This window comes from Pseudomonas sp. DW-iso17, assembly GCF_058725345.1.
Window position 1 is genome coordinate 765,312 of sequence record NZ_JBZXEA010000011.1, and the last position, 23,589, is coordinate 788,900.

The 23,589-nt window shown below is 60.2% G+C and carries 21 protein-coding genes and 1 pseudogene; 10 read left to right on the plus strand and 12 right to left on the minus strand.

Annotated elements, in window-relative coordinates:
* Positions 1-31 precede the first annotated feature (31 nt).
* From AC4PS6_RS11395 to AC4PS6_RS11405, 3 genes are read right to left on the minus strand one after another with little or no spacing between them, the layout of a single operon-like run.
* Complete coding sequence (locus AC4PS6_RS11395) at positions 32-802, minus strand: MetQ/NlpA family ABC transporter substrate-binding protein (protein ID WP_014716331.1); 771 nt, start codon at positions 800-802, stop codon at positions 32-34.
* Between the two features lie 51 nt (positions 803-853).
* Entirely contained in the window at positions 854-1,528 is a 675-nt protein-coding gene (locus AC4PS6_RS11400) for a methionine ABC transporter permease (RefSeq protein WP_003187354.1), read from the minus strand.
* On the minus strand, positions 1,528-2,535 hold the full coding sequence (locus AC4PS6_RS11405) for a methionine ABC transporter ATP-binding protein (RefSeq protein ID WP_014716332.1): 1,008 nt from the start codon (positions 2,533-2,535) through the stop codon (positions 1,528-1,530). Before AC4PS6_RS11405 ends, AC4PS6_RS11400 begins: the two co-directional genes overlap by 1 nt.
* Before the next feature lie 265 nt (positions 2,536-2,800).
* On the opposite strand from AC4PS6_RS11405, the gene katE reads away from it, so the two are divergent.
* A complete protein-coding gene (gene katE / locus AC4PS6_RS11410) occupies positions 2,801-4,942 on the plus strand; it encodes a catalase HPII (RefSeq protein WP_060766945.1) in 2,142 nt (713 codons plus the stop codon).
* Between the two features lie 86 nt (positions 4,943-5,028).
* Here katE and AC4PS6_RS11415 read toward each other — a convergent pair whose 3' ends face one another.
* Genes AC4PS6_RS11415 through zur form a run of 4 tightly spaced genes read right to left on the minus strand, consistent with a single transcriptional unit; the run spans position 5,029 to position 7,819 of the window.
* Complete coding sequence (locus AC4PS6_RS11415; RefSeq protein WP_020301406.1) at positions 5,029-5,748, minus strand: PA5502 family lipoprotein; 720 nt, start codon at positions 5,746-5,748, stop codon at positions 5,029-5,031.
* A 37-nt stretch (positions 5,749-5,785) separates the two neighbouring features.
* Entirely contained in the window at positions 5,786-6,574 is a 789-nt protein-coding gene (gene znuB / locus AC4PS6_RS11420; protein ID WP_014716335.1) for a zinc ABC transporter permease subunit ZnuB, read from the minus strand.
* Positions 6,567-7,337 carry a zinc ABC transporter ATP-binding protein ZnuC gene (gene znuC / locus AC4PS6_RS11425; RefSeq protein ID WP_003187361.1) on the minus strand — a complete coding sequence of 257 codons (771 nt, stop codon included), beginning with the start codon at positions 7,335-7,337 and terminating at the stop codon, positions 6,567-6,569. The genes znuB and znuC overlap by 8 nt, the downstream gene beginning before the upstream one ends.
* Complete coding sequence (gene zur / locus AC4PS6_RS11430) at positions 7,337-7,819, minus strand: zinc uptake transcriptional repressor Zur (RefSeq protein ID WP_014716336.1); 483 nt, start codon at positions 7,817-7,819, stop codon at positions 7,337-7,339. The genes znuC and zur overlap by 1 nt, the downstream gene beginning before the upstream one ends.
* A gap of 58 nt (positions 7,820-7,877) precedes the next feature.
* On the opposite strand from zur, the gene AC4PS6_RS11435 reads away from it, so the two are divergent.
* The gene (locus AC4PS6_RS11435) at positions 7,878-8,807 is read left to right on the plus strand and encodes a zinc ABC transporter substrate-binding protein (protein WP_003187364.1); all 930 of its coding nucleotides are present in this window, start codon (positions 7,878-7,880) and stop codon (positions 8,805-8,807) included.
* 107 nt (positions 8,808-8,914) lie between these two features.
* On the opposite strand, the gene AC4PS6_RS11440 is transcribed toward AC4PS6_RS11435, so the two are convergent.
* Positions 8,915-9,868 carry a homoserine kinase gene (locus tag AC4PS6_RS11440; protein ID WP_014716337.1) on the minus strand — a complete coding sequence of 318 codons (954 nt, stop codon included), beginning with the start codon at positions 9,866-9,868 and terminating at the stop codon, positions 8,915-8,917.
* A 56-nt stretch (positions 9,869-9,924) separates the two neighbouring features.
* Complete coding sequence (locus AC4PS6_RS11445; protein ID WP_014716338.1) at positions 9,925-10,215, minus strand: DUF2782 domain-containing protein; 291 nt, start codon at positions 10,213-10,215, stop codon at positions 9,925-9,927.
* 74 nt (positions 10,216-10,289) lie between these two features.
* Here AC4PS6_RS11445 and polA point away from each other — a divergent pair, with 74 nt between their 5' ends.
* On the plus strand, positions 10,290-13,085 hold the full coding sequence (gene polA / locus AC4PS6_RS11450; protein ID WP_336827179.1) for a DNA polymerase I: 2,796 nt from the start codon (positions 10,290-10,292) through the stop codon (positions 13,083-13,085).
* 271 nt (positions 13,086-13,356) lie between these two features.
* On the opposite strand, the gene yihA is transcribed toward polA, so the two are convergent.
* On the minus strand, positions 13,357-13,998 hold the full coding sequence (gene yihA / locus AC4PS6_RS11455; protein WP_003187369.1) for a ribosome biogenesis GTP-binding protein YihA/YsxC: 642 nt from the start codon (positions 13,996-13,998) through the stop codon (positions 13,357-13,359).
* 192 nt (positions 13,999-14,190) lie between these two features.
* On the opposite strand from yihA, the pseudogene AC4PS6_RS11460 reads away from it, so the two are divergent.
* The 6 genes and pseudogenes from AC4PS6_RS11460 to AC4PS6_RS11485 all read left to right on the plus strand — a co-directional run bounded on the left by AC4PS6_RS11460 (position 14,191) and on the right by AC4PS6_RS11485 (position 19,673).
* Positions 14,191-14,398, plus strand: a pseudogene (locus tag AC4PS6_RS11460) (cytochrome).
* Positions 14,399-14,431: 33 nt separating this feature from the next.
* On the plus strand, positions 14,432-15,058 hold the full coding sequence (locus tag AC4PS6_RS11465; protein ID WP_014716340.1) for a c-type cytochrome: 627 nt from the start codon (positions 14,432-14,434) through the stop codon (positions 15,056-15,058).
* 167 nt (positions 15,059-15,225) lie between these two features.
* Positions 15,226-15,861 carry a thiol:disulfide interchange protein DsbA gene (gene dsbA, locus AC4PS6_RS11470; protein WP_014716341.1) on the plus strand — a complete coding sequence of 212 codons (636 nt, stop codon included), beginning with the start codon at positions 15,226-15,228 and terminating at the stop codon, positions 15,859-15,861.
* Positions 15,862-15,871: 10 nt separating this feature from the next.
* Positions 15,872-16,750 carry an endonuclease/exonuclease/phosphatase family protein gene (locus AC4PS6_RS11475; protein WP_003187377.1) on the plus strand — a complete coding sequence of 293 codons (879 nt, stop codon included), beginning with the start codon at positions 15,872-15,874 and terminating at the stop codon, positions 16,748-16,750.
* On the plus strand, positions 16,747-18,807 hold the full coding sequence (locus tag AC4PS6_RS11480) for a GGDEF domain-containing protein (RefSeq protein ID WP_014716343.1): 2,061 nt from the start codon (positions 16,747-16,749) through the stop codon (positions 18,805-18,807). The genes AC4PS6_RS11475 and AC4PS6_RS11480 overlap by 4 nt, the downstream gene beginning before the upstream one ends.
* Positions 18,808-18,896: 89 nt before the next feature.
* Positions 18,897-19,673 carry an N-acetylmuramoyl-L-alanine amidase gene (locus tag AC4PS6_RS11485; RefSeq protein ID WP_014716344.1) on the plus strand — a complete coding sequence of 259 codons (777 nt, stop codon included), beginning with the start codon at positions 18,897-18,899 and terminating at the stop codon, positions 19,671-19,673.
* Between the two features lie 32 nt (positions 19,674-19,705).
* On the opposite strand, the gene AC4PS6_RS11490 is transcribed toward AC4PS6_RS11485, so the two are convergent.
* Together AC4PS6_RS11490 and algB are read right to left on the minus strand one after the other, a co-directional pair.
* Positions 19,706-21,493, minus strand: coding sequence for a KinB sensor domain-containing domain (locus AC4PS6_RS11490; protein WP_020301401.1), 1,788 nt, complete (start codon positions 21,491-21,493; stop codon positions 19,706-19,708).
* 10 nt (positions 21,494-21,503) lie between these two features.
* Positions 21,504-22,850 (minus strand): sigma-54-dependent response regulator transcription factor AlgB, encoded by a 1,347-nt coding sequence (algB, locus tag AC4PS6_RS11495; protein WP_014716346.1) that lies wholly within the window; start codon positions 22,848-22,850, stop codon positions 21,504-21,506.
* Between the two features lie 389 nt (positions 22,851-23,239).
* On the opposite strand from algB, the gene AC4PS6_RS11500 reads away from it, so the two are divergent.
* On the plus strand, positions 23,240-23,524 hold the full coding sequence (locus AC4PS6_RS11500) for a hypothetical protein (RefSeq protein ID WP_492180819.1): 285 nt from the start codon (positions 23,240-23,242) through the stop codon (positions 23,522-23,524).
* Positions 23,525-23,589: the final 65 nt, after the last annotated feature.

Sequence of the window (23,589 nt, forward strand, 5' to 3'; positions counted from 1 at the left end):
CGGAGCGTGGGAACGATCAGATCAGGAGAGATCAGAACGCTGGCTTGATCGCGCCTTTGTACTTCTCTTCGATGAATTTCTTCACTTCAGGCGTGTGCAAGGCTGCAACCAGCTTCTTCACCGCGTCTGCATCCTTGTTGTCTTCGCGGGTTACCAGGATGTTCACGTAAGGCGAGTCGTTGCCTTCGATCACCAGGGCATCCTTGGATGGGTCCAGCTTGGCTTCCAGGGCGTAGTTGGTGTTGATCAGCGCCAGATCGACCTGGGTCAGCACGCGCGGCAAGGTAGCGGCTTCCAGTTCACGGAATTTCAGGTTTTTATCGTTGCCGGTGATGTCCTTGATGGTCGACAGGATGTTGGTCGGGTCCTTCAGGGTGATCAGGCCGTTCTTGGCCAGCAGCAACAGCGCACGGCCGCCGTTGGTGGCGTCGTTCGGGATCACCACGTTGGCGCCGTCAGGCAGGTCGGCCAGTTTTTTGTACTTGCTGGAGTAAGCGCCCAGTGGTTCCAGGTGCACAGCGCCGACGCTCACCAGGTGAGTGCCTTTGGCTTTGTTGAATTCATCCAGGTACGGCTGGTGCTGGAAGAAGTTGGCATCCAGGCGCTTTTCAGCCACCTGTACGTTCGGCTGCACGTAGTCGGTGAAGACTTTGACCTTCAGGTCCACGCCTTCTTTGGCCAGGGCAGGCTTCACGAATTCGAGGATTTCGGCGTGAGGCACCGGCGAAGCAGCGACCGTAATGGTCTCGGCGTGGGCGGAAAACGCAGCCACGGCGGCGAAGGCAACCAGTAGTTTTTTCATCCAGCAAGCTCCTTGTTCGGGCATCTGCCGGCTGCGCGCCGGCAATGGCCGTTATTTACGAGAAAAGTGCACCACCAGCCGGTCGCCGACGGTTTGCAGAATTTGCACCAGAATCAACAGCATCACCACAGTGACCACCATCACATCGGTCTGGAAGCGCTGGTAGCCAAAACGGATTGCCAGGTCGCCCAGGCCGCCAGCACCGACCACACCAGCCATCGCGGTGTAGGAAACCAGTGTAATAGCCGTCACCGTAATCGCCGCGAAGATGCCAGGGCGGGCCTCGGGCAATAGGGCATTGGTGATGATCTGGCGGGTGGTGGCGCCCATGGCCTGGGTGGCTTCGATGATGCCACGGTCCACTTCGCGCAGTGCGGTTTCCACCAGGCGCGCAAAGAATGGCGTAGCGCCGACGACCAACGGTGGGATCGCACCGGCAACACCCAGCGACGTGCCGGTGATCAGTACCGTGAACGGAATCATCACGATCAACAGAATGATGAACGGCAGCGAGCGCAAGATATTCACGATCAGCGACAACAGCGCGTACAGGCCTTTTTGTTCGAACAGCTGGCGCGGGCTGGTCAGGAACAACAGCACGCCCAGAGGCAGGCCCAGCAGCACGGTGAAGAACAGCGAGCCGAACAGCATGGTCATGGTGTCGCCGGTGGCGAGCCAGATTTCAGACCAGTCGATATTGGCGAAGAAACTCAGGAACACGTCCATCAGCGCAGCACCTCCATGTGAACGTCTGCGGCGGTGAAGCGTGCAAACGCAGCTTCCATGTCACCGCCGGTGACGGCGAGGGTCAGTTGCCCGTAAGGGATGTCTTTGATGCGGTCGATACGACCGGCAAGAATGCTGTAGTCCACACCGGTTTCCCGTGCGACGGTACCCAGCAGTGGCGCGTAGGTCGCGTCCCCTTGGAACGTCAGGCGCACGATACGGCCTGGCACATGGGCAAAGTCGTCGCGCTGCTCGCCTTCGTCCACCTGTTCGGCTTCTTGTACGAAGCGTTTGGTGGTCGGGTGCTTGGGGTGCAGGAACACGTCGGCCACCGAGCCTTGCTCGACGATCACCCCCGCGTCCATCACCGCGACTTGGTCGCATACGCGGCGGATCACGTCCATTTCATGGGTGATCAACACGATGGTCAGGTTCAGCTCGCGGTTGATCTCGGCCAGCAGTTGCAGGACCGATGCCGTGGTTTGCGGGTCGAGGGCGCTGGTGGCTTCGTCGCACAGCAGGATTTTTGGCTTGGTCGCCAGGGCTCGGGCGATGCCGACGCGCTGTTTCTGGCCGCCGGACAACTGCGCCGGGTACTTCTTGGCGTGGTCCGACAAGCCGACGCGGGCGAGCAGCTCAGCCACACGTTGGTCGATTTCCTTGCGCGACAGTTCACCGGCGAGCGTCAGCGGCAGCGCGACGTTGTCGGCCACGGTCTTGGACGCCAGCAAGTTGAAGTGCTGGAAGATCATCCCGACCTGCTGACGGAAGCGGCGCAGGCCGTTGGCATCCAGGGCGGTGACTTCTTCACCGTCGACCGTGATCTGCCCGCCGCTGGGTTCTTCCAGGCGGTTGATCAGGCGCAGCAGTGTGCTTTTACCCGCACCCGAGTGGCCAATCAGGCCGAACACCTGGCCGTTGGCGACGCGCAGGCTGGTGGGGTGCAGGGCGGGGATATCCTTACCGGCGACGCGGTAGGTTTTATGGACGTTTTGAAACTCGATCACGTAGCGAACCTTGTGGGGCGCATTGAAAAGGGATCAGCGGTTAGCCGGGCGCGCATTTTAGCCTGTCCGTATAGCGTTTCTTAGCATTTATTTCGTATTCATCCAGTCATTTGGCAATAACGCGATCAAAGGTCATAAAAAAGGAACGGTGCAAAACCCCGTCAGTCACTACTTAAGCAACTCGATTTCCCAGGTGCCGTGCCTGGGGTTTTGCTCAAACGAGCCGGGGACCGCTCTGGCCACTTTAAATAAGGAGTTTTGACTGATGAGTACCAAGAAGCCAGCCACCCCGCCGAAGAGTGAACTCGCGGGCACTGATACCCTGGACCGTGGCAACACCAACGCCAAGCTGCAGGCGTTGGAAGAATTCCGTTCCGATGCAACCGGCCAGGCCCTGCGCACCAACCAGGGCGTGAAGATTTCCGACAACCAGAACAGCCTGAAAGTCGGCGCCCGCGGCCCTTCGCTGCTGGAAGACTTCATCATGCGTGAAAAGATCACGCACTTTGACCATGAGCGTATCCCGGAGCGCATCGTGCATGCCCGTGGTACGGGGGCCCATGGCTATTTCCAGAGTTACGGCGACCATTCGGCGCTGACCAAGGCAGGTTTTCTGCGCACGCCTGAGCATAAAACCCCGGTGTTCGCGCGTTTTTCCACGGTGCAGGGCCCGCGTGGTTCCGGCGACACCGTGCGTGACGTTCGCGGTTTTGCCGTGAAGTTCTTCACCGACGAAGGCAACTTCGACCTGGTGGGCAACAACATGCCGGTGTTCTTCATCCAGGATGCGATCAAATTTCCTGACTTCGTCCACGCGGTGAAACCCGAGCCTCATAACGAGATTCCTACCGGCGGTTCGGCCCACGATACGTTCTGGGACTTTGTTTCGCTGCAACCGGAATCCGCGCACATGGTGATCTGGGCCATGTCCGACCGCGCCATTCCAAAAAGCCTGCGCGCCATGCAGGGCTTTGGGGTACACACCTTCCGTTTGATCAATACCGAAGGTAAGTCCAGCTTCGTGAAGTTCCACTGGCGTCCAAAAGTCGGCACCTGCTCGCTGGTATGGGATGAGGCGCAAAAGCTGGCCGGTAAAGATACGGACTACCACCGTCGTGACCTGTGGGAAGCGATTGAAAGCGGCGATTACCCCGAGTGGGAGCTGGGCGTACAGATCGTGGCCGAAGAAGACGAGCACAAGTTTGATTTCGACTTGCTCGACCCGACCAAGATCATTCCAGAAGAACTGGTACCGATCACGCCGCTGGGCAAAATGGTGCTCAACCGTAACCCGGACAACTTCTTCGCTGAAGTCGAGCAGGTTGCGTTCTGCCCGGGCCACATCGTGCCGGGCATCGACTTCACCAACGACCCATTGCTGCAGGGCCGTCTGTTTTCCTACACCGATACCCAGATCAGCCGACTGGGCGGGCCGAACTTTCATGAGATTCCAATCAACCGGCCTGTCGTGCCTTTCCATAACGGCCAGCGCGACGCTCAGCATCGCACCGTGATTGATAAGGGTCGTGCGTCCTACGAGCCAAACTCTATTGATGGTGGTTGGCCGAAAGAAACCCCTGCTGGTCCTACCGATGGTGGCTTTGAGTCCTACTACGAGCGCGTCGATGCCAACAAAGTACGTGAGCGCAGCGAATCCTTCGGTGACCATTTCTCCCAGGCGACGCTGTTCTACAACAGCATGAGCCACCACGAGAAAGAGCACATTATCGCGGCCTACAGTTTTGAGCTGGGCAAGGTGGAGCGCGAGTTCATCCGTGCGCGCCAGGTCAACGAGATCCTGGCCAATATCGACCTGGAGCTGGCCAAGCGCGTTGCGCAGAACCTCGGCTTGCCGGCGCCGACCAAGGGCACCGTGCCTGCACGTGAAACGTCGTTGAAAGAATCGCCAGCCTTGAGCCAGGTGAATTTGCTATCGGGTGATATCAAAACGCGCAAAGTGGCGATTCTGGCAGCCAACGGCGTTGATGGTGCGGCCATTGACGCGTTAAAAGCCGCGCTTGAAGCTGAAGGCGCCCATGCCAAGTTGCTGGGGCCTACTTCGGCGCCGGTAACCACCGCGCAGGGCAAGACGCTGCCGGTCGACGCCTCCATGGAAGGCATGCCGTCCATTGCCTTCGACGCAGTGTTTATCCCGGGTGGCAAAGAGTCCGTGAAGGCGCTGAGCGGTGATGGCGTGGCGTTGCATTACGTACTGGAAGCCTACAAACACCTGAAGGCGATTGCGGTAGCCAGCGATGTGAAGCCGTTGCTGGACCTGCTGAAACTGGAGGAGGATGCGGGGTTGATCGTGGGCGCGGATGCCAAGGCGTTCAAAGCGTTTTTTGCGGCGATTGCCCAGCATCGGGTGTGGGAGCGTGAGCCGAAATCCAAGGCGATTCCGGCTTAACTTATCGGTTGTTTGTTAGGTCGTCATCGCAGGCAAGCCAGCTCCCACACTGTTCAAATGTGGGAGCTGGCTTGCCTGCGATGCTTTTAGTCCGCCTTGCGCGGAATCAGCACAACCTGCGCCGGAATACGTTTCAGGATTTGCCGGTGAATCTTCAGGTCATACCCCGAATCAATCCGCTTGACCCGCTTGGTCAGTAACGTGGCCAGCCACGGGTAATCCTGGGTGCGTGGCACCTGGATGCTGACGTCGCACTGGTAATTCACCACATCGGTGGCGATGGCGTCCAACTGATGGCGCATGTCTTCAACATCCGCAAGGTTCAGCGCCACGGTGGTGCTCGGCGCTGCCGGGTCGATGACCTTGGCGGCAGGCTTGGCCTCAGCGGCTTTCAACGCAGCTTCTGCCTGGTCCAATTCGGCTTTGCGCGCATGGCTGATGGCGCTGTTGACGCCACCGGTCAGCGCAGGGGCCTTGGGCATCAAGGCGCGGGCGCGGCTCAGGGCCGTGGCGGCAGCGTTGACGTCGCCTTTTTGCAACACGATCTGGCTGCGTTGCAGGTAGGCTTCGGCCAATTGACGCTGGTAGGCCTCAAGTGCCGGGTCATTGGGCGATTGGGCCTGCAATGCAGCCAGCTGGTCTTCGGCGGTGGCCAATTCGCTGCTGGCCAGGTTTTGTTCCAGTTGCGCGATGGCCGCAGCCCGCGGATCCGGAGCCTGGGGGGCAGCGGGCGGCGTACTTTGGCAGGCGCCCAGCAGCAGTGAAAATGCGGCAAGGAGCAGATAACGGGAGGTGAACGGCTTCATTCCTGCGACTCTCTATTTGCGCAAAAAGCGAGCAAGTCTACACCCCTCGACGGGGCAGGACAAAACTCAGCAGAAACAGGGCGGCCGCCGTAACCACAATCGACGGCCCGGCCGGTGTGTCCTTGAACCAGGACAGCGCCAGGCCACCACACACTGCAAGCATCCCCAGGAGGCTGGCGCCAATCGCCATCTGCTCCGGAGAGCGAGCGTGGCGCTGGGCGGCGGCGGCTGGAATGATCAGCAGCGACGTGATCAACAATACGCCGACAATCTTCATCGCGACAGCAATCACCACGGCGATGAGCAACATCAAGGCCATACGCAGGCCTGCGACGGGCAAGCCTTCTACCTTGGCCAGTTCTTCATGCACGGTGATCGCCAGCAACGGGCGCCACAGGGCCACCAGCAACGCCAGCACCGCAGCGCTGCCGCCGAGGATCCAGGCCAGGTCGGTCGGGCTGATCGCCAGCAGGTCGCCGAACAGGTAGGCCATCAGGTCGATGCGCACTTCATGCATGAAGCTCAGCACCACCAGGCCCAGAGACAAGGTACTGGGCGCAAGGATGCCCAGCAGTGTGTCGGAAGCCAGTGGCTGGCGTTGCTGCAGGGTCACCAGCAGCACGGCTAGCAGCAGGCAGCCGACGGTCACGGCGATGGCCGGGCTTACATCCAGCAGAAAGCCCATGGCCACGCCCAGCAAGGCAGCATGGGACAAGGTGTCGCCGAAATAGGCCATGCGTCGCCACACCACGAACGAGCCCAATGGCCCCGCCACCAGTGCCAAAGCCAAGCCTGCCAGCAGGGCGTAGAGCAGAAAATCAGCCATGCTTGCAGCTATCTCCATGAACGTGGGGGGTATCGACGACGGCGCCATGCAGGTCATGGGCGTGGTCATGGTGGTGATGGTAGATCGCCAGGCTCTGGGCGTTCTTGCCGAACAGCTCCACGAACGCCGGGTCGCCACTGACCTGTTCCGGGTGGCCGGAGCAGCACACGTGGCGGTTGAGGCAGACCACTTGGTCGGTGGTGCTCATGACCAGGTGCAAGTCGTGGGAGACCATCAGTACGCCGCAACCATGGCGGTCGCGCAGGCGGGTGATCAGGCTGTACAGCTCGGCCTGGCCGGCGACATCGACACCTTGCACGGGTTCATCGAGTACCAGCAGCTCGGGCTCGCGCAGCAGGGCGCGGGCCAGCAGCACGCGCTGCATTTCGCCACCGGAGATGCTTTGCACCGGGTTGTCGATGACGTGTTCGGCGCCGACTTCCTTAAGCGCAGCCTGGGCGCGGGCGCGGTCTACGCCAGGCACCAGGCGCAGGAAGCGCAATACGGAGAGCGGCAATGTCGGGTCCACATGCAGCTTTTGCGGCATATACCCCACGCGCAGCTTGGGCTTGCGCCAAACCGTGCCGCTGTGGGGCTTGAGCAGCCCGAGCACGGCGCGCACCAAGGTGGTTTTGCCGGCGCCGTTGGGGCCGATCAGGGTGACGATTTGCCCCGGTTCCACGCTCAGTGCGATGTTCTCCAGCACGTTTTGCCCGGCGAACGTGACCCCGACCTGCTCCAGGCGGATTAACGCATTGCTCATCAAACCCCCTGGCAGCCTGCGCACAGGCCGACCACTTCGACCGTTTGCCCTTCGACCTTGAAGCCGACGTCGGCAGAGCTTTTGATAATGGCGTCGCTGATGCTTTTTTGTTCAAGCTCAATGGCGGCGTGGCACTCGCGGCAGATCAGGAACTGGCCCTGATGCGCGTGCTCCGGGTGGTTGCAACCGACAAAGGCATTGAGCGAGGCAATACGGTGCACCAGGCCGTTTTCCAGCAGGAAATCCAATGCACGGTAAACGGTGGGCGGTGCGGCGCGGCGGCCGTCCTGCTCGCTGAGGACGCCCAGAATGTCGTACGCGCCCAAAGGCTTGTGGCTCTGCCACACCAGCTCCAGCACCCGGCGACGCAAGGCAGTCAGGCGCAAGCCTTTCTTTGCGCACAGGGTGTCGGCCTCTGACAATGCGGTGTGCACGCAGTGAGAGTGGTCGTGGGGACGGCTGGCAAGCGGTGTTTTAGGCATGAGCGGCGACAGATATTTGATAGAGACGTTATTATGTTACCCGTTCCTACGCCATCGAGTGGTCATCGTGTCCCGACTTTTTCCCGTTTTTGTCGTATTTGTCACCAGTTTGTTCGTTGCGGGTGCCGCTCAGGCCGAGGTCAAGGTACTGACGAGCATCAAGCCGTTGCAACTGATTGCCGCTGCCGTGCAGGACGGCGTGGCTGTTCCAGAGGTATTGCTGCCGCCGGGGGCGTCGCCGCACAACTTCGCTTTACGCCCATCCGACGTACGGCGTGTGCAGTCGGTGGACCTGCTGTACTGGATCGGGCCGGACATGGAAACGTTTTTGCCGCGTGTGCTCAAAGGCCGTACGGCGCCAACGGTGGCCGTGCAGGACCTGCCAGGCATGAAACTGCGCATCTTCGGCGAAGATAGCCATTCACATGCCGATGAAGCCGACGAACATGACCATGATCACCGCCCAGGCAGTGTGGATGCGCACCTGTGGCTGTCCACGGTCAATGCACGTGTGATCGCCGCTCGGATGGCGGCCGATCTGAGCGCTGCCGACCCAGCCAATGCCGAGCGTTATCAGAGCAATGCGAAGGCCTTCGAAGAACGCCTGAACGCGCTGGATGCGCGCCTGAAGCAGCGTTTGGCGGGCGTTGATGGCAAACCATACTTCGTGTTCCACGAAGCCTTTGATTACTTCGAAGAGGCGTACGGTTTGAAGCATGCTGGCGTGTTCAGCGTGGCCGCCGAAGTGCAGCCGGGCGCGCAGCACGTAGCGGCGATGCGCGCGCGTTTGCAGGAAGTGGGCAAGACTTGCGTGTTTAGCGAGCCGCCGTTGCGACCTCGCTTGGCCGAAACCCTGGTGGCCGGGTTGCCGGTGAAGTTGGCGGAATTGGATGCGTTGGGTGGCTATACGCCGGCTACCGCGCAGGGTTATGAGCAGGTGCTGGAAAAACTCGGCAATGATCTGGCCGGTTGCCTGGAGTCGCTCTAACAGGTAACACAAAACTCCTGTGGGAGCGGGCTTGCCCGCGATAGCGTTGGCTCAGTTGATACCGCTATCGCAGGCAAGCCAGCTCCCACATTGACCGAGTCGGTCTTTTAAAGCGCGAACGGTAGATGGAGCGTGACCTGCTGACGCTGCGCCAGGCGATGCTCGAACTCAGCCGGGTCGTGAATCAACACATCCTGCCCGGCAAATGACTCGGCCGCGATCAGCCGGGACAGCCAGAACCGTACGCACGCCACGCGCAGCATGGTCGGCCATAGCTCGGCTTCCTTCGCGGTAAACGCTCGTAGCCCCGCGTAAGCGCCCAGCAGCGCCCGGGCACGGTGACCGTCAATCACGCCATCGGCATCCGAGCACCAGTCATTCAAGGCGATTGCCACGTCGTAGAGCATCGGCCCCGAACAGGCGTTGTAGAAGTCGATCAGGCCCGTCAGGTGCGTGCCTTCAAACATCGCGTTATCGCGAAACAGATCGGCGTGCACATTCGCTCGTGGCAGGCCAAGGATGTCAGCCTTGTGAGCGTCGATCTCGGCCAGCGCATCGCGCAACAGGCGTTGCTGGGCCTCGTTGAGGTGCGAAATAAGCTGCGCGCCCTCGCTGAGCATCCACGCCAGGCCGCGGTCGGTCTTGCGTTCAAGTACCTTTTCGCCCTGGGTGGCCAAGTGCAGGTGGCCGAGCAGTTCGCCAACCTGGGCGCAATGCTGCGCATTGGCCTCCTTGATGTGCTTGCCCGCCAGGCGCGGTTGCAGCAAGGCCGGTTTGCCCTTGAGTTCGCGCAAAGCGATACCGTCGGTGGTACGCAGGGCGTACGGCACAGGCAGATCGGCGTCGTGGAGCACGTCAAGCAGTTCGATGAAGAACGGCATTTCTGCCACCGGGCCACGCTCAACCAGGGTCAGGACGAATTCACCCTGTTCCAGGCTGATAAAGAAATTGGTGTTTTCGCTGCCGGCGGCAATCCCCTGGAAATCAAGCAGGCGGCCGAGCCCGTAAGGGGCGAGAAAGGTTTCCAGCTCGGGCCGAGCCAGGGGGGTGAACACAGACATGGTTAAAACTGCCGTTACGGGCGCTGCGGTGGGCAGCGCCGGTTAAAATTAAGAAATCATTTCCATTCGAAGATCTTCCATGACGGGATCAGCATATCCGGCTGGTCAGAGCGGATGAAGTTCGCGTCGGTGCCGTCCGCACGTACCAGAAAGTACGGTGGTGCGCCCTTCGGGGTGACTTTGATTGCGTACAGAAAGCCGTTTTGGCGGTATTCCTGGATGGTTTTGTCGCCTTCCGTGCGAATGGTAACTTCCGGATCACCTCCAGGGGCACTGTCTGCCGCCGTGGCAGCCATCGGAGCGAGTGCAATCAAACCGGTCAACAGCAGGCGATTGAATGTACGCATGATAACCTTGTCCCTTTGTTTTCATTGGTCCGGCTATTCTAGCGCCTGACCCGCCGAAAAGGTTGATCCTGCTCATGAGCCAAGCGCCCCTCGTCCTGGTGGACGGTTCTTCTTATCTGTACCGCGCCTTCCACGCGCTGCCACCGCTGACCACCTCCAAAGGCCTGCCCACCGGTGCGGTCAAGGGCGTGTTGAACATGCTCAAAAGCCTGCGCAAGCAGTACCCGGACAGCCCATTTGCCGTGGTTTTCGACGCCAAGGGTGGGACGTTTCGCGATGAGATGTACGCCGAATACAAAGCCAACCGCCCGAGCATGCCCGATGACATGCGCCTGCAGATCGAGCCGCTGCATCAAAGCGTGATCGCTCTTGGCTTCCCGTTGCTGTGCGTCGAGGGCGTTGAGGCCGATGACGTGATCGGCACTCTGGCCCGCAGCAGCGCGGCCGCCAGCCGCCCGGTGGTGATCTCGACCGGTGACAAAGACATGGCGCAGTTGGTGGACGGCCACATTACCTTGGTCAACACCATGACCGGTAGCTCGATGGACATCGAGGGCGTTAAGGAGAAATTCGGTGTCGCTCCGGAGCAGATCATCGACTATCTGGCGTTGATGGGGGATTCGTCCGACAACATTCCCGGCGTTCCGGGCATTGGCCCCAAGACCGCCTCCGGCTTGCTGGTAGGGGTCAATGGCGGCCTCAAAGAGCTTTATGAGCAGCTGGATATTGTGCCGACCCTGCCTATCCGTGGGGCCAAGACCCTGCCGGCCAAGCTGGATGAGCATAAGGAGATGGCATTCCTGTCTTATCAGTTGGCGACGATCAAGATCGATGTGCCGCTGGATATCGGGTTGGATGATTTGCACCTGATCGAACCGGATCGCGAAAAGCTGCTGGAGCTGTACACGCTGCTTGAGTTCAAAAGCTGGTACGACGAGATCCAGCGCGATGCCAAGCGTGTCGAGCTCAAATCGGCGAGCGAAGTTGCGCCTGCCGCCGAAATGCCGGTCGAGGCTGTTATATCGGTACCGGTAGAGGCCGTTTACACCACCATTCTGGACCAGGCCACCTTCGACGTGTGGCTGAAAAAACTCCACGATGCGCCGTTGTTTGCTTTCGACACCGAAACTACCGGCATCGACGCCCAGCAGGCGCAATTGGTCGGGGTCTCGTTTGCTGTGCAGCCCCATGAAGCCGCCTACATCCCGCTGACCCATTCCTATATCGGCGCGCCGGATCAATTGGATCGCGACACCGTGCTGCTGGCCCTGAAACCGCTGCTGGAAGACCCGACCAAACTCAAGGTGGGCCAGCACGCCAAGTTCGATATGAACATCCTGGCCAACTGCGCCATTGGCGGCGACTCTGCCCAGGGCATTACCGTGCGCGGCATCGCCTTCGACACCATGCTCGAATCCTACGTGCTCAATTCCACCGCGACGCGGCACGATATGGACAGTCTGGCGAAGAAGTACCTGGACCACGACACGGTCAGCTTCCAAGACATCGCCGGCAAAGGTGCAAAGCAACTCACGTTCGACCAGATCGCCCTTGAGCAAGCCGGCCCCTACGCGGCCGAAGATGCCGACGTGACCTTGCGCCTGCATCAACACTTGTACGCGCAACTGGCCGCGATCCCGACCCTGGCCAGTGTGCTGACGGACATCGAGATCCCGCTGGTGCCGGTGCTGGCACGCATCGAGCGCCAGGGCGCACTGGTAGACAAGGACCTGCTCGGCATCCAGAGCATCGAGCTGGGTAACAAGATGGTCGAGCTGGAGCGCCAGGCGTACGAGATCGCCGGTGAAGAATTCAACCTGGGTTCGCCCAAGCAGCTCGGGGCGATCCTGTACGAGAAGCTCGGCATGCCGGTGCTGAAGAAAACCGGCAAGGGCCAGGCATCCACGGCTGAGGAAGTACTGGCCAAACTGGCCGAGGATGATTTCCCGCTGCCCAAGGTACTGATGCAGTACCGCAGCATGAGCAAGCTCAAAAGTACCTATACCGACCGCCTGCCGGAACAGATCAACCCGCGTACCGGGCGTATTCATACGTCCTACCATCAGGCCGTCGCGGCGACCGGGCGCTTGTCCTCCAGCGATCCGAACCTGCAGAACATCCCGGTGCGCACCGCCGAGGGGCGGCGCATTCGCCAGGCGTTTGTCGCGCCCAAGGGCTACAAGCTGCTGGCGGCGGACTATTCGCAGATCGAGCTGCGGATCATGGCGCATTTGTCCAAGGACGAAGGCTTGATGAACGCCTTCCGCAATGACCTGGACGTGCACACGGCCACGGCGGCCGAAGTGTTCAAGGTCGAGTTGAATGAGGTCACGTCCAACCAGCGCCGCAGCGCCAAGGCGATCAACTTCGGCCTGATTTACGGCATGGGCGCCCAGAAGCTGGGCAAGGACATCGGCGTCGATACCAAGACCGCCAAGGCTTACATCGATGTGTACTTCGCCCGCTACCCAGGGGTGCGCGAATACATGGAGCGCACCCGCGCCCAGGCGGCGGATCAGGGGTATGTCGAAACGTTCTTCGGACGACGGCTGTACTTGCCGGATATCAACTCCAACAAGCCCCAGGAGCGCGCGGCGGCCGAGCGCACGGCGATCAACGCGCCGATGCAGGGCACGGCGGCGGACATCATCAAGAAAGCCATGGTGCAGGTGGATAACTGGCTGACCGAGTCGGGCCTGGATGCCAAGGTTATCCTTCAAGTGCACGACGAATTGGTGCTGGAGGTGCGTGAAGACTTGGTCGCGCAGGTCAGCGAGAAGATTCGCGAGCATATGAGCGCGGCGGCGCAGTTGGACGTGCCTTTGGTGGTGGACGTAGGCGTAGGCGATAACTGGGACGAGGCGCACTGATTCTGCGGCTTTGCCATCATCGCCAGTGGTGGCGAAGCGGTTTAGAGCGCAAACGGGGGTCAGTTATTTCCAATAGTTTTTTGAGCCTGTCGGAACTTAACCTGTGAACTGCCACTCAGAGTTACTGAATGGGTGGTGAAGCCCTTCAATGCTCCTATGTTGTGTTAAGTGTTGGCAGATAATTCCGGACCCCGCCCTAGCGGTCCGGAACTTGAACCCCGAACTTCCCCTCCCCAAAAGAAGTCCGGGGTTTTTTTTGCCCGCAGAAAAGTTATTCGGCGATTTCTGCGCCCTTGTCCGCCAATTCCATCCAGCCGGCCAGTACGGTGTAGGCTTCTTCCAGGCCCATGCGCTTGGGGGCGGAGAACAGTTGAATCGTGATGGTATCGCCCCAGCCCTTACGGATTTCGGACTGCACTTTGAGCAGGGTGTTCTTGGCTGCGCCGTAGGTGAGCTTGTCGGCCTTGGTCAGCAAAATGTGCATCGGCATGCCGCTGGCGACAGCCCAGTCGAGCATCAGCAAGTCGAAGTCGGTCATTGGATGACGGATATCCATCATCAGAATCAAACCCTTCAGACTCTCGCGACCACCCAGGTAAGCCTCAAGGTGACGCTGCCAGTGCAGCTTCAGCGGGATAGGTACTTTTGCATAACCGTAGCCCGGCAGGTCGACCAGACGCCGATCATCGTCTAGCTTGAAGAAATTGAGTAGTTGCGTGCGGCCCGGGGTTTTCGAGGTGCGCGCCAGGCTGGCGTGAGTCAGGGTGTTCAGTGCGCTGGATTTACCGGCGTTGGAACGGCCGGCAAAGGCGACTTCAAAGCCCTCGTCATCGGGGCATTGGTCCACTTTGGCGGCGCTGAGCATGAAGGTGGACTGTTGGCACAGGCCGAGGATGGGGTTCTTGAGTTGCATGAGATTTCCGATGTGGGCGGTGCCGAGAAAGGGTGCGGCAAGCGGTGTCGTTTCCGTTTCAGTAGCGCCAGTATATAATGCCGCAGATTTTGTGTGTGCTTTGTCCCAGCGAAGGATGAGGTTCACGGGAGCGAAAGACCTTTATTGCGCATTAGAACGCAAAACGCTCTCAAACCCTGAATAGGTCGATGTATGGACCGACGGTTGCTCGCTTCTGCTGCCCTGATTTCGCTTTACGGCGCTCAGGCTACACAGGATCAACCGAGTTTGCATGGTCAGGCTGACGCAGTGCGTGACCCAGGGTTTCAAGGCAATGCCGCCGCGTGGTTTGTGCATGGACTGCAGTACTGAGGATTACCAGGCCGTCATTGATTTGATGGTGAGTAAACCCGGTAGATAACTCTTAAACCCTTAGCCGTAGTTGGATTAGCTGATGAACAAACTGATCGTGAGTCTGCTGTTGACCTTGGGCATCACAGGCGCTGCCGTCGCTGCAGAGGGCCCCGTCAAAGGTGATGCCACTGCCGGTCAAGCGAAGGCCGCCGTGTGTGGTGCCTGCCACGGGCCGGATGGTAACAGCCCGGCGCCGAACTTCCCCAAACTGGCCGGCCAGGGTGAACGTTACCTGAGCAAGCAGATGCACGACATCAAGGACGGCAAGCGCACGGTGCTGGAAATGACCGGCCTGCTGACCAATCTCAACGATCAGGACCTGGCGGACCTCGCGGCGTATTTTGCCAGCCAGAAGGGCAGCGTGGGAGCTGCCGATCCTAAACTGGTCGCCCGCGGAGAGCAGTTGTTCCGTGGCGGTAACCTGGAAAAAGGCTTGCCTGCCTGCACCGGTTGCCACTCGCCCAATGGCGCAGGCAACGCTGCCGCAGGCTTCCCGCACCTGAGCGGCCAGCACGCCACCTACATCGCCAAGCAGTTGACCGACTTTCGCAAAGAAGAAGCCGGCCGGGCCAACGATGGGGACGCCATGACCATGCGCACCATCGCTCGCAAGCTGAGCGACGAAGACATCGCAGCCCTCTCCAGTTATATCCAGGGCCTGCACTGACGGGGCTGGGCGTTAACGCTCGATTAATCCCGCGATGCAAGCATAAAAAGGGTGGCTCAGGCCGCCCTTTTTTGTGGCCGCTGCCGTTACACTAACGAACTCATGTCCGCGTAGACCTGTCACAACAAAGGTCGCGTGAGGCGACTTTATTTGTCCAGGAGTAAAGCATGCGTAATCTGATCCTCAGCGCCGCTCTCGTCACTGCCAGCCTCTTCGGCATGACCGCACAAGCTGCCGATGTGCCGCTTGAAGCCGGTAAAACCTATGTTGAGCTGTCTAATCCGGTTCCGGTTGCGGTACCCGGCAAGATCGAGGTGGTGGAGCTGTTCTGGTACGGTTGCCCGCATTGCTACGCGTTCGAGCCGACTATCAACCCATGGGCTGAAAAGCTGCCCAAGGACGTTAATTTCCGTCGCATTCCCGCCATGTTCGGTGGCCCATGGGACGCCCACGGCCAACTGTTCCTGACCCTGGAAGCCATGGGTGTTGAGCACAAGGTCCACAACGCCGTCTTCGAAGCGATCCAGAAACAGGGCAAGCGCCTGACCAAACCGGACGAAATGGCTGACTTTGTTGCTACTCAAGGTGTCGACAAGGACAAGTTCCTGGCGACCTTCAACTCTTTCGCTATCCAGGGCCAGATCAAACAGGCCAAGGAACTCGCGCAGAAGTACGGCGTGCAAGGCGTTCCAACGCTGATCGTCAACGGCAAATACCGTTTCGACCTGGGCAGCACCGGTGGTCCTGAAGCGACCCTCAACGTTGCTGACCAACTGATTGCCAAAGAACGCGCTGCCAAGTAAGGGGCTCGCCATGCGCCGCTGGGGTACCGAGCGTGTCGTTGGCCTGCATGAACCGCAGGTCAACGAGCATCACCTGGAGTCCACAGGCCTGCCGGCAGATAGCCGCTTGCGCCTGCTCAGTTTCAATATCCAGGTGGGCAACAGTACCGAGAAGTATCGGCATTACCTCACGCGTGGCTGGCAGCACCTGCTGCCCCACAAGGGGCGTACCGGTAACCTGCAGAAAATCGGCGACCTGCTCAGCGACTTCGACTTGGTCGCGCTGCAGGAAGCCGACGGCGGCAGCCTGCGCTCCGGCTATATCAACCAGGTGGAACACCTGGCTCAGCTGGGCGCCTTCCCGTACTGGTATCAGCAACTCAACCGCAACCTGGGGCGCCTGGCGCAGCACAGCAATGGCGTACTCAGCCGCCTCAAACCCACGGCTATTGAAGATCACCCCTTGCCAGGCCCCAAAGGGCGCGGGGCGATCCTTGTGCGTTTTGGCGAAGGCCCGGAAGCCTTGGTGGTGGTGATGATGCACCTGGCCCTCGGGGGGCGTACGCGCAACCTGCAACTGGCCTACGTGCGTGAATTGATTGGTAACTACAAGCACCAGGTGCTCATGGGTGACATGAACACCCATGCCAACGACCTGCTGCAGAATTCTCCGCTGCGCGACCTTGGGTTATTGGCGCCGCAAGTCGAAGCCACGTTTCCCAGCTGGCGCCCGCAGCGCTGTCTTGACCATATCCTGCTCAGCCCAAGCCTCACACTGGAAAGTGTGCAAGTGCTGGCGCAGCCCATTTCCGATCACCTGCCGGTCGCGGTAGAGATTCGTCTGCCGGGTTCGCTCACGGCTGATGCATTACCCGCGTTGAGCCCAGGCCCTCGCGGACCCCTTGCATGAGCGACGACGCCCAGCGCTGGAAAGAGAAATACCTCCAGAGCATCGAGCAACAAGACAAACTCGAACGCCGCTGGGCTGCCCGCCTCGATTTGCTGCGCCGCGGGCTGGTGCGCAGCACGCTGGCCGCCGAAGGCACCGACCGAGCTGTCGACCAATGCATGAAGGAAATGCGCGATGTCGTTCGCACGGACGACATGGATGCTGCCCTCGCCGCTTTACTGCCACGCCTGGAAAAGGCCGTGCTGGATTCGGAGCAGCGCCGCGAAACCCGCGTCGACCAGATCAGCGCCGCGCTCACCGCCTTGGTCACCCAGTTGCAAAAGCTGCCGCTGCCCCGCGAGGTGGCTCGTCCGCTGAAAACCTTCGCCAAGCAACTCGATGGTCGCGTGGCGCAAGCGCGGGAGATACCGCTGCTGCTCAGTGAGCTGAGCAGCCTGCAGGGGCAGGCGCTGAATAATCTGGAGCCTGAAGGCGAACCCGCACGCCCAGGCCCGGGTCTGTTGCAACGCCTGTTCGGTAGTAAAGAGGCCGCCAGTGAAGCGCTCCCGGTTGACGCGGAGCCACTGCCGGCAGCGCAATTGGCACCGCCAAAGCCTGCAGCGCCCACACCCGCGCCCGAACCGGAAGAACCTGCGCAATCGGAAGAATTGACCCAAGCCTTGCGTGCCTTTGCACCGCTGTCACCTACGCCCGTGGCCTTGAAGCCTGCGCCTGTTGCAGCGGCCGGAGGGCAAGAGGTCGCCAGCGACACGCCGTTATTCGACGCTCCAGAGCTGCCGTCGATTGCGGCGCCTGCGCAATTATCTGAACCCGACGTGCAGGCGCCTCCGGTTGCGGAGCCTGCTCAAGAAAGCGCACTCGCCGCCTTTATCGAACCGCCGCCGGTTCCAGTCGAAACGCCGGATGAAACCACCATCGGCAGCCTGTCGCTGCCCCCTGTGCTGGAAGGTCCCGAGCCCGACGAACTGCAACCGGACGGCACCTACGCCCTGCCTGATTCGCCTGAACCGTCCTATAGTTCGGTGGCCAAGCACATTGAAGGCACTTTGCTCGGCCTGCTGGAAGACCTTTCCCTGCCTGAACGTCACCAGCCCCAGGCCGAGGCGATGCGTGAACGTCTCGCCCATGGTTTGAATTGGTACGAACTGCTCCCGATCCTGGATGACCTGGCCGTGCTGATGCTGGCGGTCACCGACAGTGGCCAGCATGAGTTCGAGGCTTATCTCAAGCAGCTCAACGAGCGTCTCGAGGCATTCCAGGGTCATCTGCAGGTCGCCAGCGAGGGCCACGCCGACAGCAGCCTGGCCGCGCGGGAGTTGGACACGCAGATTCGCGAGCAGGTCGACGGCCTGCAAAGCAGCGTGCAGGACGCTGCCGACCTGGACAGCCTCAAGCAGGTGCTCGAAAGCCATCTTGAAGGCTTGCTCGGCACCATGGATGAACACCAGCAACAGCGTGACCTGCGCGAACAGGAAGTGGCCGCACGCCTCAAAGGTCTGGCTGAACGCGTGGCCCATATGGAGCAGGAGGCCCAGGGCTACCGCGAGCACCTGGAGGTACAACGCCAGAAGGCCTTGCTCGATCCGCTCACCGGGTTGCCCAACCGTGCGGCGTGGAGCGAACGCCTCGATTACGAAGTCAACGCCTGGCATCAGCGCGGTAACAGCCTGTCGCTGGCCATGCTCGACCTGGACCACTTCAAACGCATCAACGACGGCTACGGTCACCTGGCAGGGGACAAAGTCTTGAAGATCATCGCCAATGTGCTGAGCAAGCGCCTGCGGCCGACGGACTTCATCGCGCGTTTCGGGGGTGAAGAGTTTGTGCTGCTAATGCCCGACTCGGCCTTGGCGGATGCCTTGGCCGTAGGTGAAGTATTGCGTGAGGCTATTGCAGCGTGCCCGTTCCACTTCAAGGGTGAGCCGGTAACGATCACGGTGTCCATGGGCGTGGCGCAGTTTCAACCCGGCGAGCGCAGTGACCTGGCGCTCAAGCGTGCCGATGAAGCGCTCTACAGGGCAAAAGCTGCGGGACGTAATCAGGTGCAGGCGGCATAAAAGATGTTCCATTTTGTAATTTGACCGCTTGGCCGTGAGCCGTACGTTACACTGTTGCATTATCGTCTTTCAGTGTAATGCCTCTCGCCATGAAATCCTTGTATATCGCTTTAGCGTTTCTTCTGCTCGCCGGCTGCGCCAGTGGCCCGCGCCTGAACACCAGCCATCCTTCGGTTAACCACGACAACCGCGTGCAGTTCGTTGTGGTGCATTACACCTCGACCAACCTTGAACGTTCCCTGGCGCTGTTGACCCATGGCCAGGTCAGCAGTCATTACCTGATCGGCGACGACGCCTCCGGCACCATCTACAAGCTGGTGGATGAAAGCCAGCGCGCCTGGCACGCGGGGGAAAGCGAGTGGATGGGGCGCACCTGGCTCAATTCCAGCTCCATCGGCATCGAGATCGTCAACCCAGGGTTCAGTGATACTCCCACGGGGCGTGTGTGGTACCCGTATTCCGAAGCGCAGGTGCAGTCGCTGATCGTGCTGCTCAAGGACATCAGCAAGCGCAATGGCATCGACCCCAAGAACATCATCGGGCACAGCGACATCGCCCCACTGCGCAAGCTGGACCCAGGCCCGTTGTTCCCTTGGAAACGCTTGGCGGCAGAAGGTCTGGCCGTGTGGCCGGATGCCCAGGCAGTGGCCCGGTTCCAGGTGCAGTACGCCGCGCAGTTACCAAGCATTACCTGGTTCCAGGAAGAGCTGGCGCGCCTGGGCTACCAGACGCCGCAGACTGGCGAGTTGGATGTGGCCACGCGGCACGTCATCGCCGCGTTCCAGATGCGCTTCCGGCCATCGCTGTTTGATGGCACTCCGGATGCTGAAAGTGCCGCAATCCTGCGGGCCTTGAATCACCGCTGATGGTGTACAGGTAGGAGCGAGCAAGCTCTCTCCTACAGGGGTAATGCCATATAGAACTGCGTACCCTGCCCCGGCCGCGAGTACACACCCATGCGGCCGCCGTGCAATTGCACGATTTCCTTGCACAGTGCCAAGCCCAGGCCCGCACCGCCCTTCTTGCGGCCCACCTGTACAAAGGGCTCGAAGATCCGCCCTTGCTGGCCGTAGGCAATGCCTTCGCCGTTATCCTCGACGCTGATAATCACCCGCTCACCATGCCGTCGTGCCTGCAGACGAATCTGCCCGCCTTCGGCGGTGTGGCGCAGGGCATTACCCAGCAGGTTGTCGAGCACCCGCTCCAGTTGCACTTGGTCGGCATACAGCCGTGGCAATTCAGGTTGAGCTTCTACCAGCAACTCAATGTGCTGGGCGTTCGCAGGCTCAGCAAATCGGGCCCGTGCGTGCTCCAGCAAGTCGGTGACATCGCACGTCCCCAGGGTGAGTTTTTGCAGGCCGTTCTGGTAACGCGAGAAGTTGAGCAGGTCATTGATCAACTGCATCAGGCGCTGCATCTCTTCATTGACCGTATCCAGCAGGTCCGCCTCGCGGGAGTCCGGTGGGAACTTGGCCCGCTCACGGAACAAGCCGAAGGCCATGTGCATGCCGGTAACCGGGGTGCGCAGCTCATGGGAGGCGCGCAACACGAACTCGCTGCGCACCCGTTCGAAGGCGCGCTGTTCTGTCACATCATGCAGCACCATCACGGCCCCGAGAATGTGCCCCTGTGTATGGCTAACCGGGGTCAGGCTGTAGGTCAGCAGGCGTAACTCACCCTCGACTTCCACCTCCAGATCATCCGGGGCCCGCTCCAGGTTGCCGCCGCGTAGCACCAGTTGCAGCTGTTCATCCATTTCCGCGCGACCCATGGCTTCGCCAAGCCCTTGACCCAGCCGTTCCTCATCCCACCCCAATTGGCGCTGCGCCACAGGGTTGAGGTGCTCCAGGCAGCCTTGGCGATCAATCATCAACAGGCCGTCATCGATACTGTCGAGCACCGCTTGCAGGCGCTGCTGGCCGGCCAGCAGCTCATCGATGTTAGTGGCCTGATGTTGGCGCAACGCTTCGGCCATGATGCCGAAACGGCGGGTCAGCAGGTTCATTTCCGCTGCGGAGGAGATCGGCAGCGTGACTTCAAAGTCGCCCTGCCCGATCTTGTCGGCGGCCTTGGCCAGGGCCTCGATGGGACCACCGAAACGCCGGGCGATGCCATGGGCCGTGACGAAACCGATGATCAGCACCGCGAGCCCCACCAGCCCGAGCAGGCCCGCTATCAACAAGGCGCGCTCACGGGATTTATGCTCACTGGTACTGATATTTTCCAGCGCTCGCTTGTGTTCGGCAATCAAGCCGTTGCGCAGTATGTTGAAGGTTTCGGTGAGCTTTTCCTTGCTGCCCGCAGGCGGTGATGCCTGTTGGGATTGGTCAAACGCATTGAGCAGATTCTGGTAATCCGAGCGTGCCTGGCTGAAACCATGGTTTTTGCCGTCGGCCTGTTCATGGGCGATGCCCTGGTCCAACAGATCGAAATAATGCTGCTTTGAGGCTTGCAGGGCGTCTGGGTCGGGACGCTTCTCCAGCATCATGATCAACTGGTCGCCCAGGCTCTGACGCAACTTGAGCCCCAGGTCCAGGGTGATGAAATTACTGCGGATCAACGATTCCTGGGTCTTGGCCATTTGCATGACGCTGACCAAGCCCAGGATCAACCCCAGCAAAGCCACGGTAATCAACGCTGAGATGCTCAGGAATAACCGGGTGCGCAGTTTCATCGCGAGCTTCATAAAGTCCTGTTCAAAGGTTGTACTGCTTGCGTTTGCGGTACAGCGTCGACGCATCGATGCCGAGTGTGCGGGCCGCTTGGTCCAGCGTGTCGCTGGTCGCAAGTACGGCGCCGATATGAGCTTTTTCCAGCTCGTCCAGGCTCAAAGCCGCTCCGATACGCGGTGCATTGTTGGCCGGTTGCTCGGCCATCCCCAGGTGGCTGATCTCCACCTTTTCCTGAGGGCAGATGATGCTGGCGCGTTCCACCACGTTACGCAGTTCGCGGATGTTGCCGGGCCAGCGATAGTTGAGTAGCGCTTCGCGGGCATTATCACTGAAGCCGCGTGCCGGGCGCGCGTATTCCTTGACGAAGCGGGCAAGGAAGCGGTCAGCCAGGGTCAGGATGTCTTCACTGCGTTCGCGCAGCGGCGGCAAGTGCAAGGTGATGACATTCAGGCGGTAGAGCAAGTCTTCACGGAACCGGCCATCGCGCACCATGTCTTCCAGGTTCAGGTTGGTGGCTGCGAGGATGCGCACGTCGGCGCGGCGAGTGACCGGGTCGCCCACGCGCTCATACTCTTTGTCCTGGATAAACCGCAGCAACTTGGGTTGCAACGTGAGGGGGAAATCGCCGATCTCGTCGAGAAACAGCGTGCCGCCGTCCGCCTGATTCACTCGGCCCAAGGTGCTTTCACTGGCGCCGGTGAACGCGCCACGGCTGTGGCCGAACAGTTCGCTTTCCATTAGTTCGGCGGTCAGTGAGGGGCAGTTGATGGTCACGCAGGACTTCTTCGAGCGTTTGCTCCAGCCGTGTATCGCCCGGGCCAACTCACCTTTACCGGTGCCGGACTCGCCGAGGATCAAGATGTTGGCGTCCGTTCCGGCCACCTGCCGCGCGGTTTCCAACACCACCATCATGGCCGGACTATGGGAGTCGAGGCCGTCTTTGGGCTGGCGCACTTCGCCTTCCAGTGCTTCCAACCGCGCTGAGAGCTGACGCACTTCCAGTTGCTTGGCGGTAGCCAGGCGCAATTGGTCTGGGCTGCAAGGTTTGACCAGGTAGTCGGCGGCGCCAGCCTGGATGGCGTCCACGGCGGTATCCACAGCCGAATGGGCGGTCACAATCACCACGCGCATCCACGGAGCCTGCACGCGCATCTGGGCCAGCACGTCCAGGCCATTGTCCTCGCCCAGCCGCAGGTCGAGGAAGCACAGGTCGAACACCTGACGCTGCATCAGGGCATCGGCCTGCGCGGCGCTGTTCGCGGTGGCGACGGTGTAGCCCTCATCTTCCAGGCAATAGCGGAAGGTGCGCAGGATCGCGGATTCGTCATCCACTAAAAGAATGCGGCCTTGAAGTTCCTTGGCTGAATCCATCTGTCCCGCACTCCTTAACTATAAATGTGATGGTGTTTAGTCCCGGAATAATCGGGCAAGTTGCATGGTTTATTCTGATTCATAAAAGGCTTCTTCGTGCAGCTATCTGCGCGCCTTCCTACAGACGTGGTTTGCGGACATTTTCAGGGCTTATTGCTCTTCGACCCTTCGATGTGTGCGCCAAGTGTCTGGTTCCGTCTACTGGGCATCGTGCATTTCGCACGGCCTATACCGAGGCATCGTGCAGGATGCTAGGCGATGATTCCATCGATCAAGTATAACTTATTGATTTTATTAGGTTTTATTTTGCAATAAAGCTGGCATGCACTCTGCAATATCTCCCTCAAGAGCGTCATGAACGAATAATCAGAATGCGGGAGTAATGCTGTATGACTCGCCAAAGCTTCAGCCAATTGCGTGTATCGCCGCTGCGCTTGCAGCAGGGCCTGTTCGCCAGCCTGGCGTTGATGGTCACGTTGATTGCCGGCCAGCAGTTGCAGCATTGGCAGGAGCGTGCGCAGCCAGCCCCGCAATTTGAACGTCCCGTCATTACCCAGACCCATTTCCGTTCCATTGGCAGCGCCAGCGCCGATGTGACTGCCCCGCAATTGAGCCTGGTAGATCAGGGTTCCACTCTGGACGAACTGCCGGCCCATGACCGTTGGGTGTTCTAGGCAAAAAACGTCGCTTATGTTGAGCGACTGCACGGCATCACCGCTGTTACCCCTATAGAAGCATA

Excerpts from the sequence above, each read along its gene's own strand:
- AC4PS6_RS11395 (WP_014716331.1), bottom strand. The coding sequence starts at position 802 with ATGAAAAAACTACTGGTTGCCTTCGCCGCCGTGGCTGCGTTTTCCGCC.
- AC4PS6_RS11400 (WP_003187354.1), bottom strand. The coding sequence starts at position 1,528 with ATGGACGTGTTCCTGAGTTTCTTCGCCAATATCGACTGGTCTGAAATC.
- katE (WP_060766945.1), top strand. The coding sequence starts at position 2,801 with ATGAGTACCAAGAAGCCAGCCACCCCGCCGAAGAGTGAACTCGCGGGC.
- AC4PS6_RS11415 (WP_020301406.1), bottom strand. The coding sequence starts at position 5,748 with ATGAAGCCGTTCACCTCCCGTTATCTGCTCCTTGCCGCATTTTCACTG.
- znuB (WP_014716335.1), bottom strand. The coding sequence starts at position 6,574 with ATGGCTGATTTTCTGCTCTACGCCCTGCTGGCAGGCTTGGCTTTGGCA.
- znuC (WP_003187361.1), bottom strand. The coding sequence starts at position 7,337 with ATGAGCAATGCGTTAATCCGCCTGGAGCAGGTCGGGGTCACGTTCGCC.
- zur (WP_014716336.1), bottom strand. The coding sequence starts at position 7,819 with ATGCCTAAAACACCGCTTGCCAGCCGTCCCCACGACCACTCTCACTGC.
- AC4PS6_RS11440 (WP_014716337.1), bottom strand. The coding sequence starts at position 9,868 with ATGTCTGTGTTCACCCCCCTGGCTCGGCCCGAGCTGGAAACCTTTCTC.
- AC4PS6_RS11445 (WP_014716338.1), bottom strand. The coding sequence starts at position 10,215 with ATGCGTACATTCAATCGCCTGCTGTTGACCGGTTTGATTGCACTCGCT.
- polA (WP_336827179.1), top strand. The coding sequence starts at position 10,290 with ATGAGCCAAGCGCCCCTCGTCCTGGTGGACGGTTCTTCTTATCTGTAC.
- yihA (WP_003187369.1), bottom strand. The coding sequence starts at position 13,998 with ATGCAACTCAAGAACCCCATCCTCGGCCTGTGCCAACAGTCCACCTTC.
- AC4PS6_RS11465 (WP_014716340.1), top strand. The coding sequence starts at position 14,432 with ATGAACAAACTGATCGTGAGTCTGCTGTTGACCTTGGGCATCACAGGC.
- dsbA (WP_014716341.1), top strand. The coding sequence starts at position 15,226 with ATGCGTAATCTGATCCTCAGCGCCGCTCTCGTCACTGCCAGCCTCTTC.
- AC4PS6_RS11475 (WP_003187377.1), top strand. The coding sequence starts at position 15,872 with ATGCGCCGCTGGGGTACCGAGCGTGTCGTTGGCCTGCATGAACCGCAG.
- AC4PS6_RS11480 (WP_014716343.1), top strand. The coding sequence starts at position 16,747 with ATGAGCGACGACGCCCAGCGCTGGAAAGAGAAATACCTCCAGAGCATC.
- AC4PS6_RS11485 (WP_014716344.1), top strand. The coding sequence starts at position 18,897 with ATGAAATCCTTGTATATCGCTTTAGCGTTTCTTCTGCTCGCCGGCTGC.
- AC4PS6_RS11490 (WP_020301401.1), bottom strand. The coding sequence starts at position 21,493 with ATGAAGCTCGCGATGAAACTGCGCACCCGGTTATTCCTGAGCATCTCA.
- algB (WP_014716346.1), bottom strand. The coding sequence starts at position 22,850 with ATGGATTCAGCCAAGGAACTTCAAGGCCGCATTCTTTTAGTGGATGAC.
- AC4PS6_RS11500 (WP_492180819.1), top strand. The coding sequence starts at position 23,240 with ATGACTCGCCAAAGCTTCAGCCAATTGCGTGTATCGCCGCTGCGCTTG.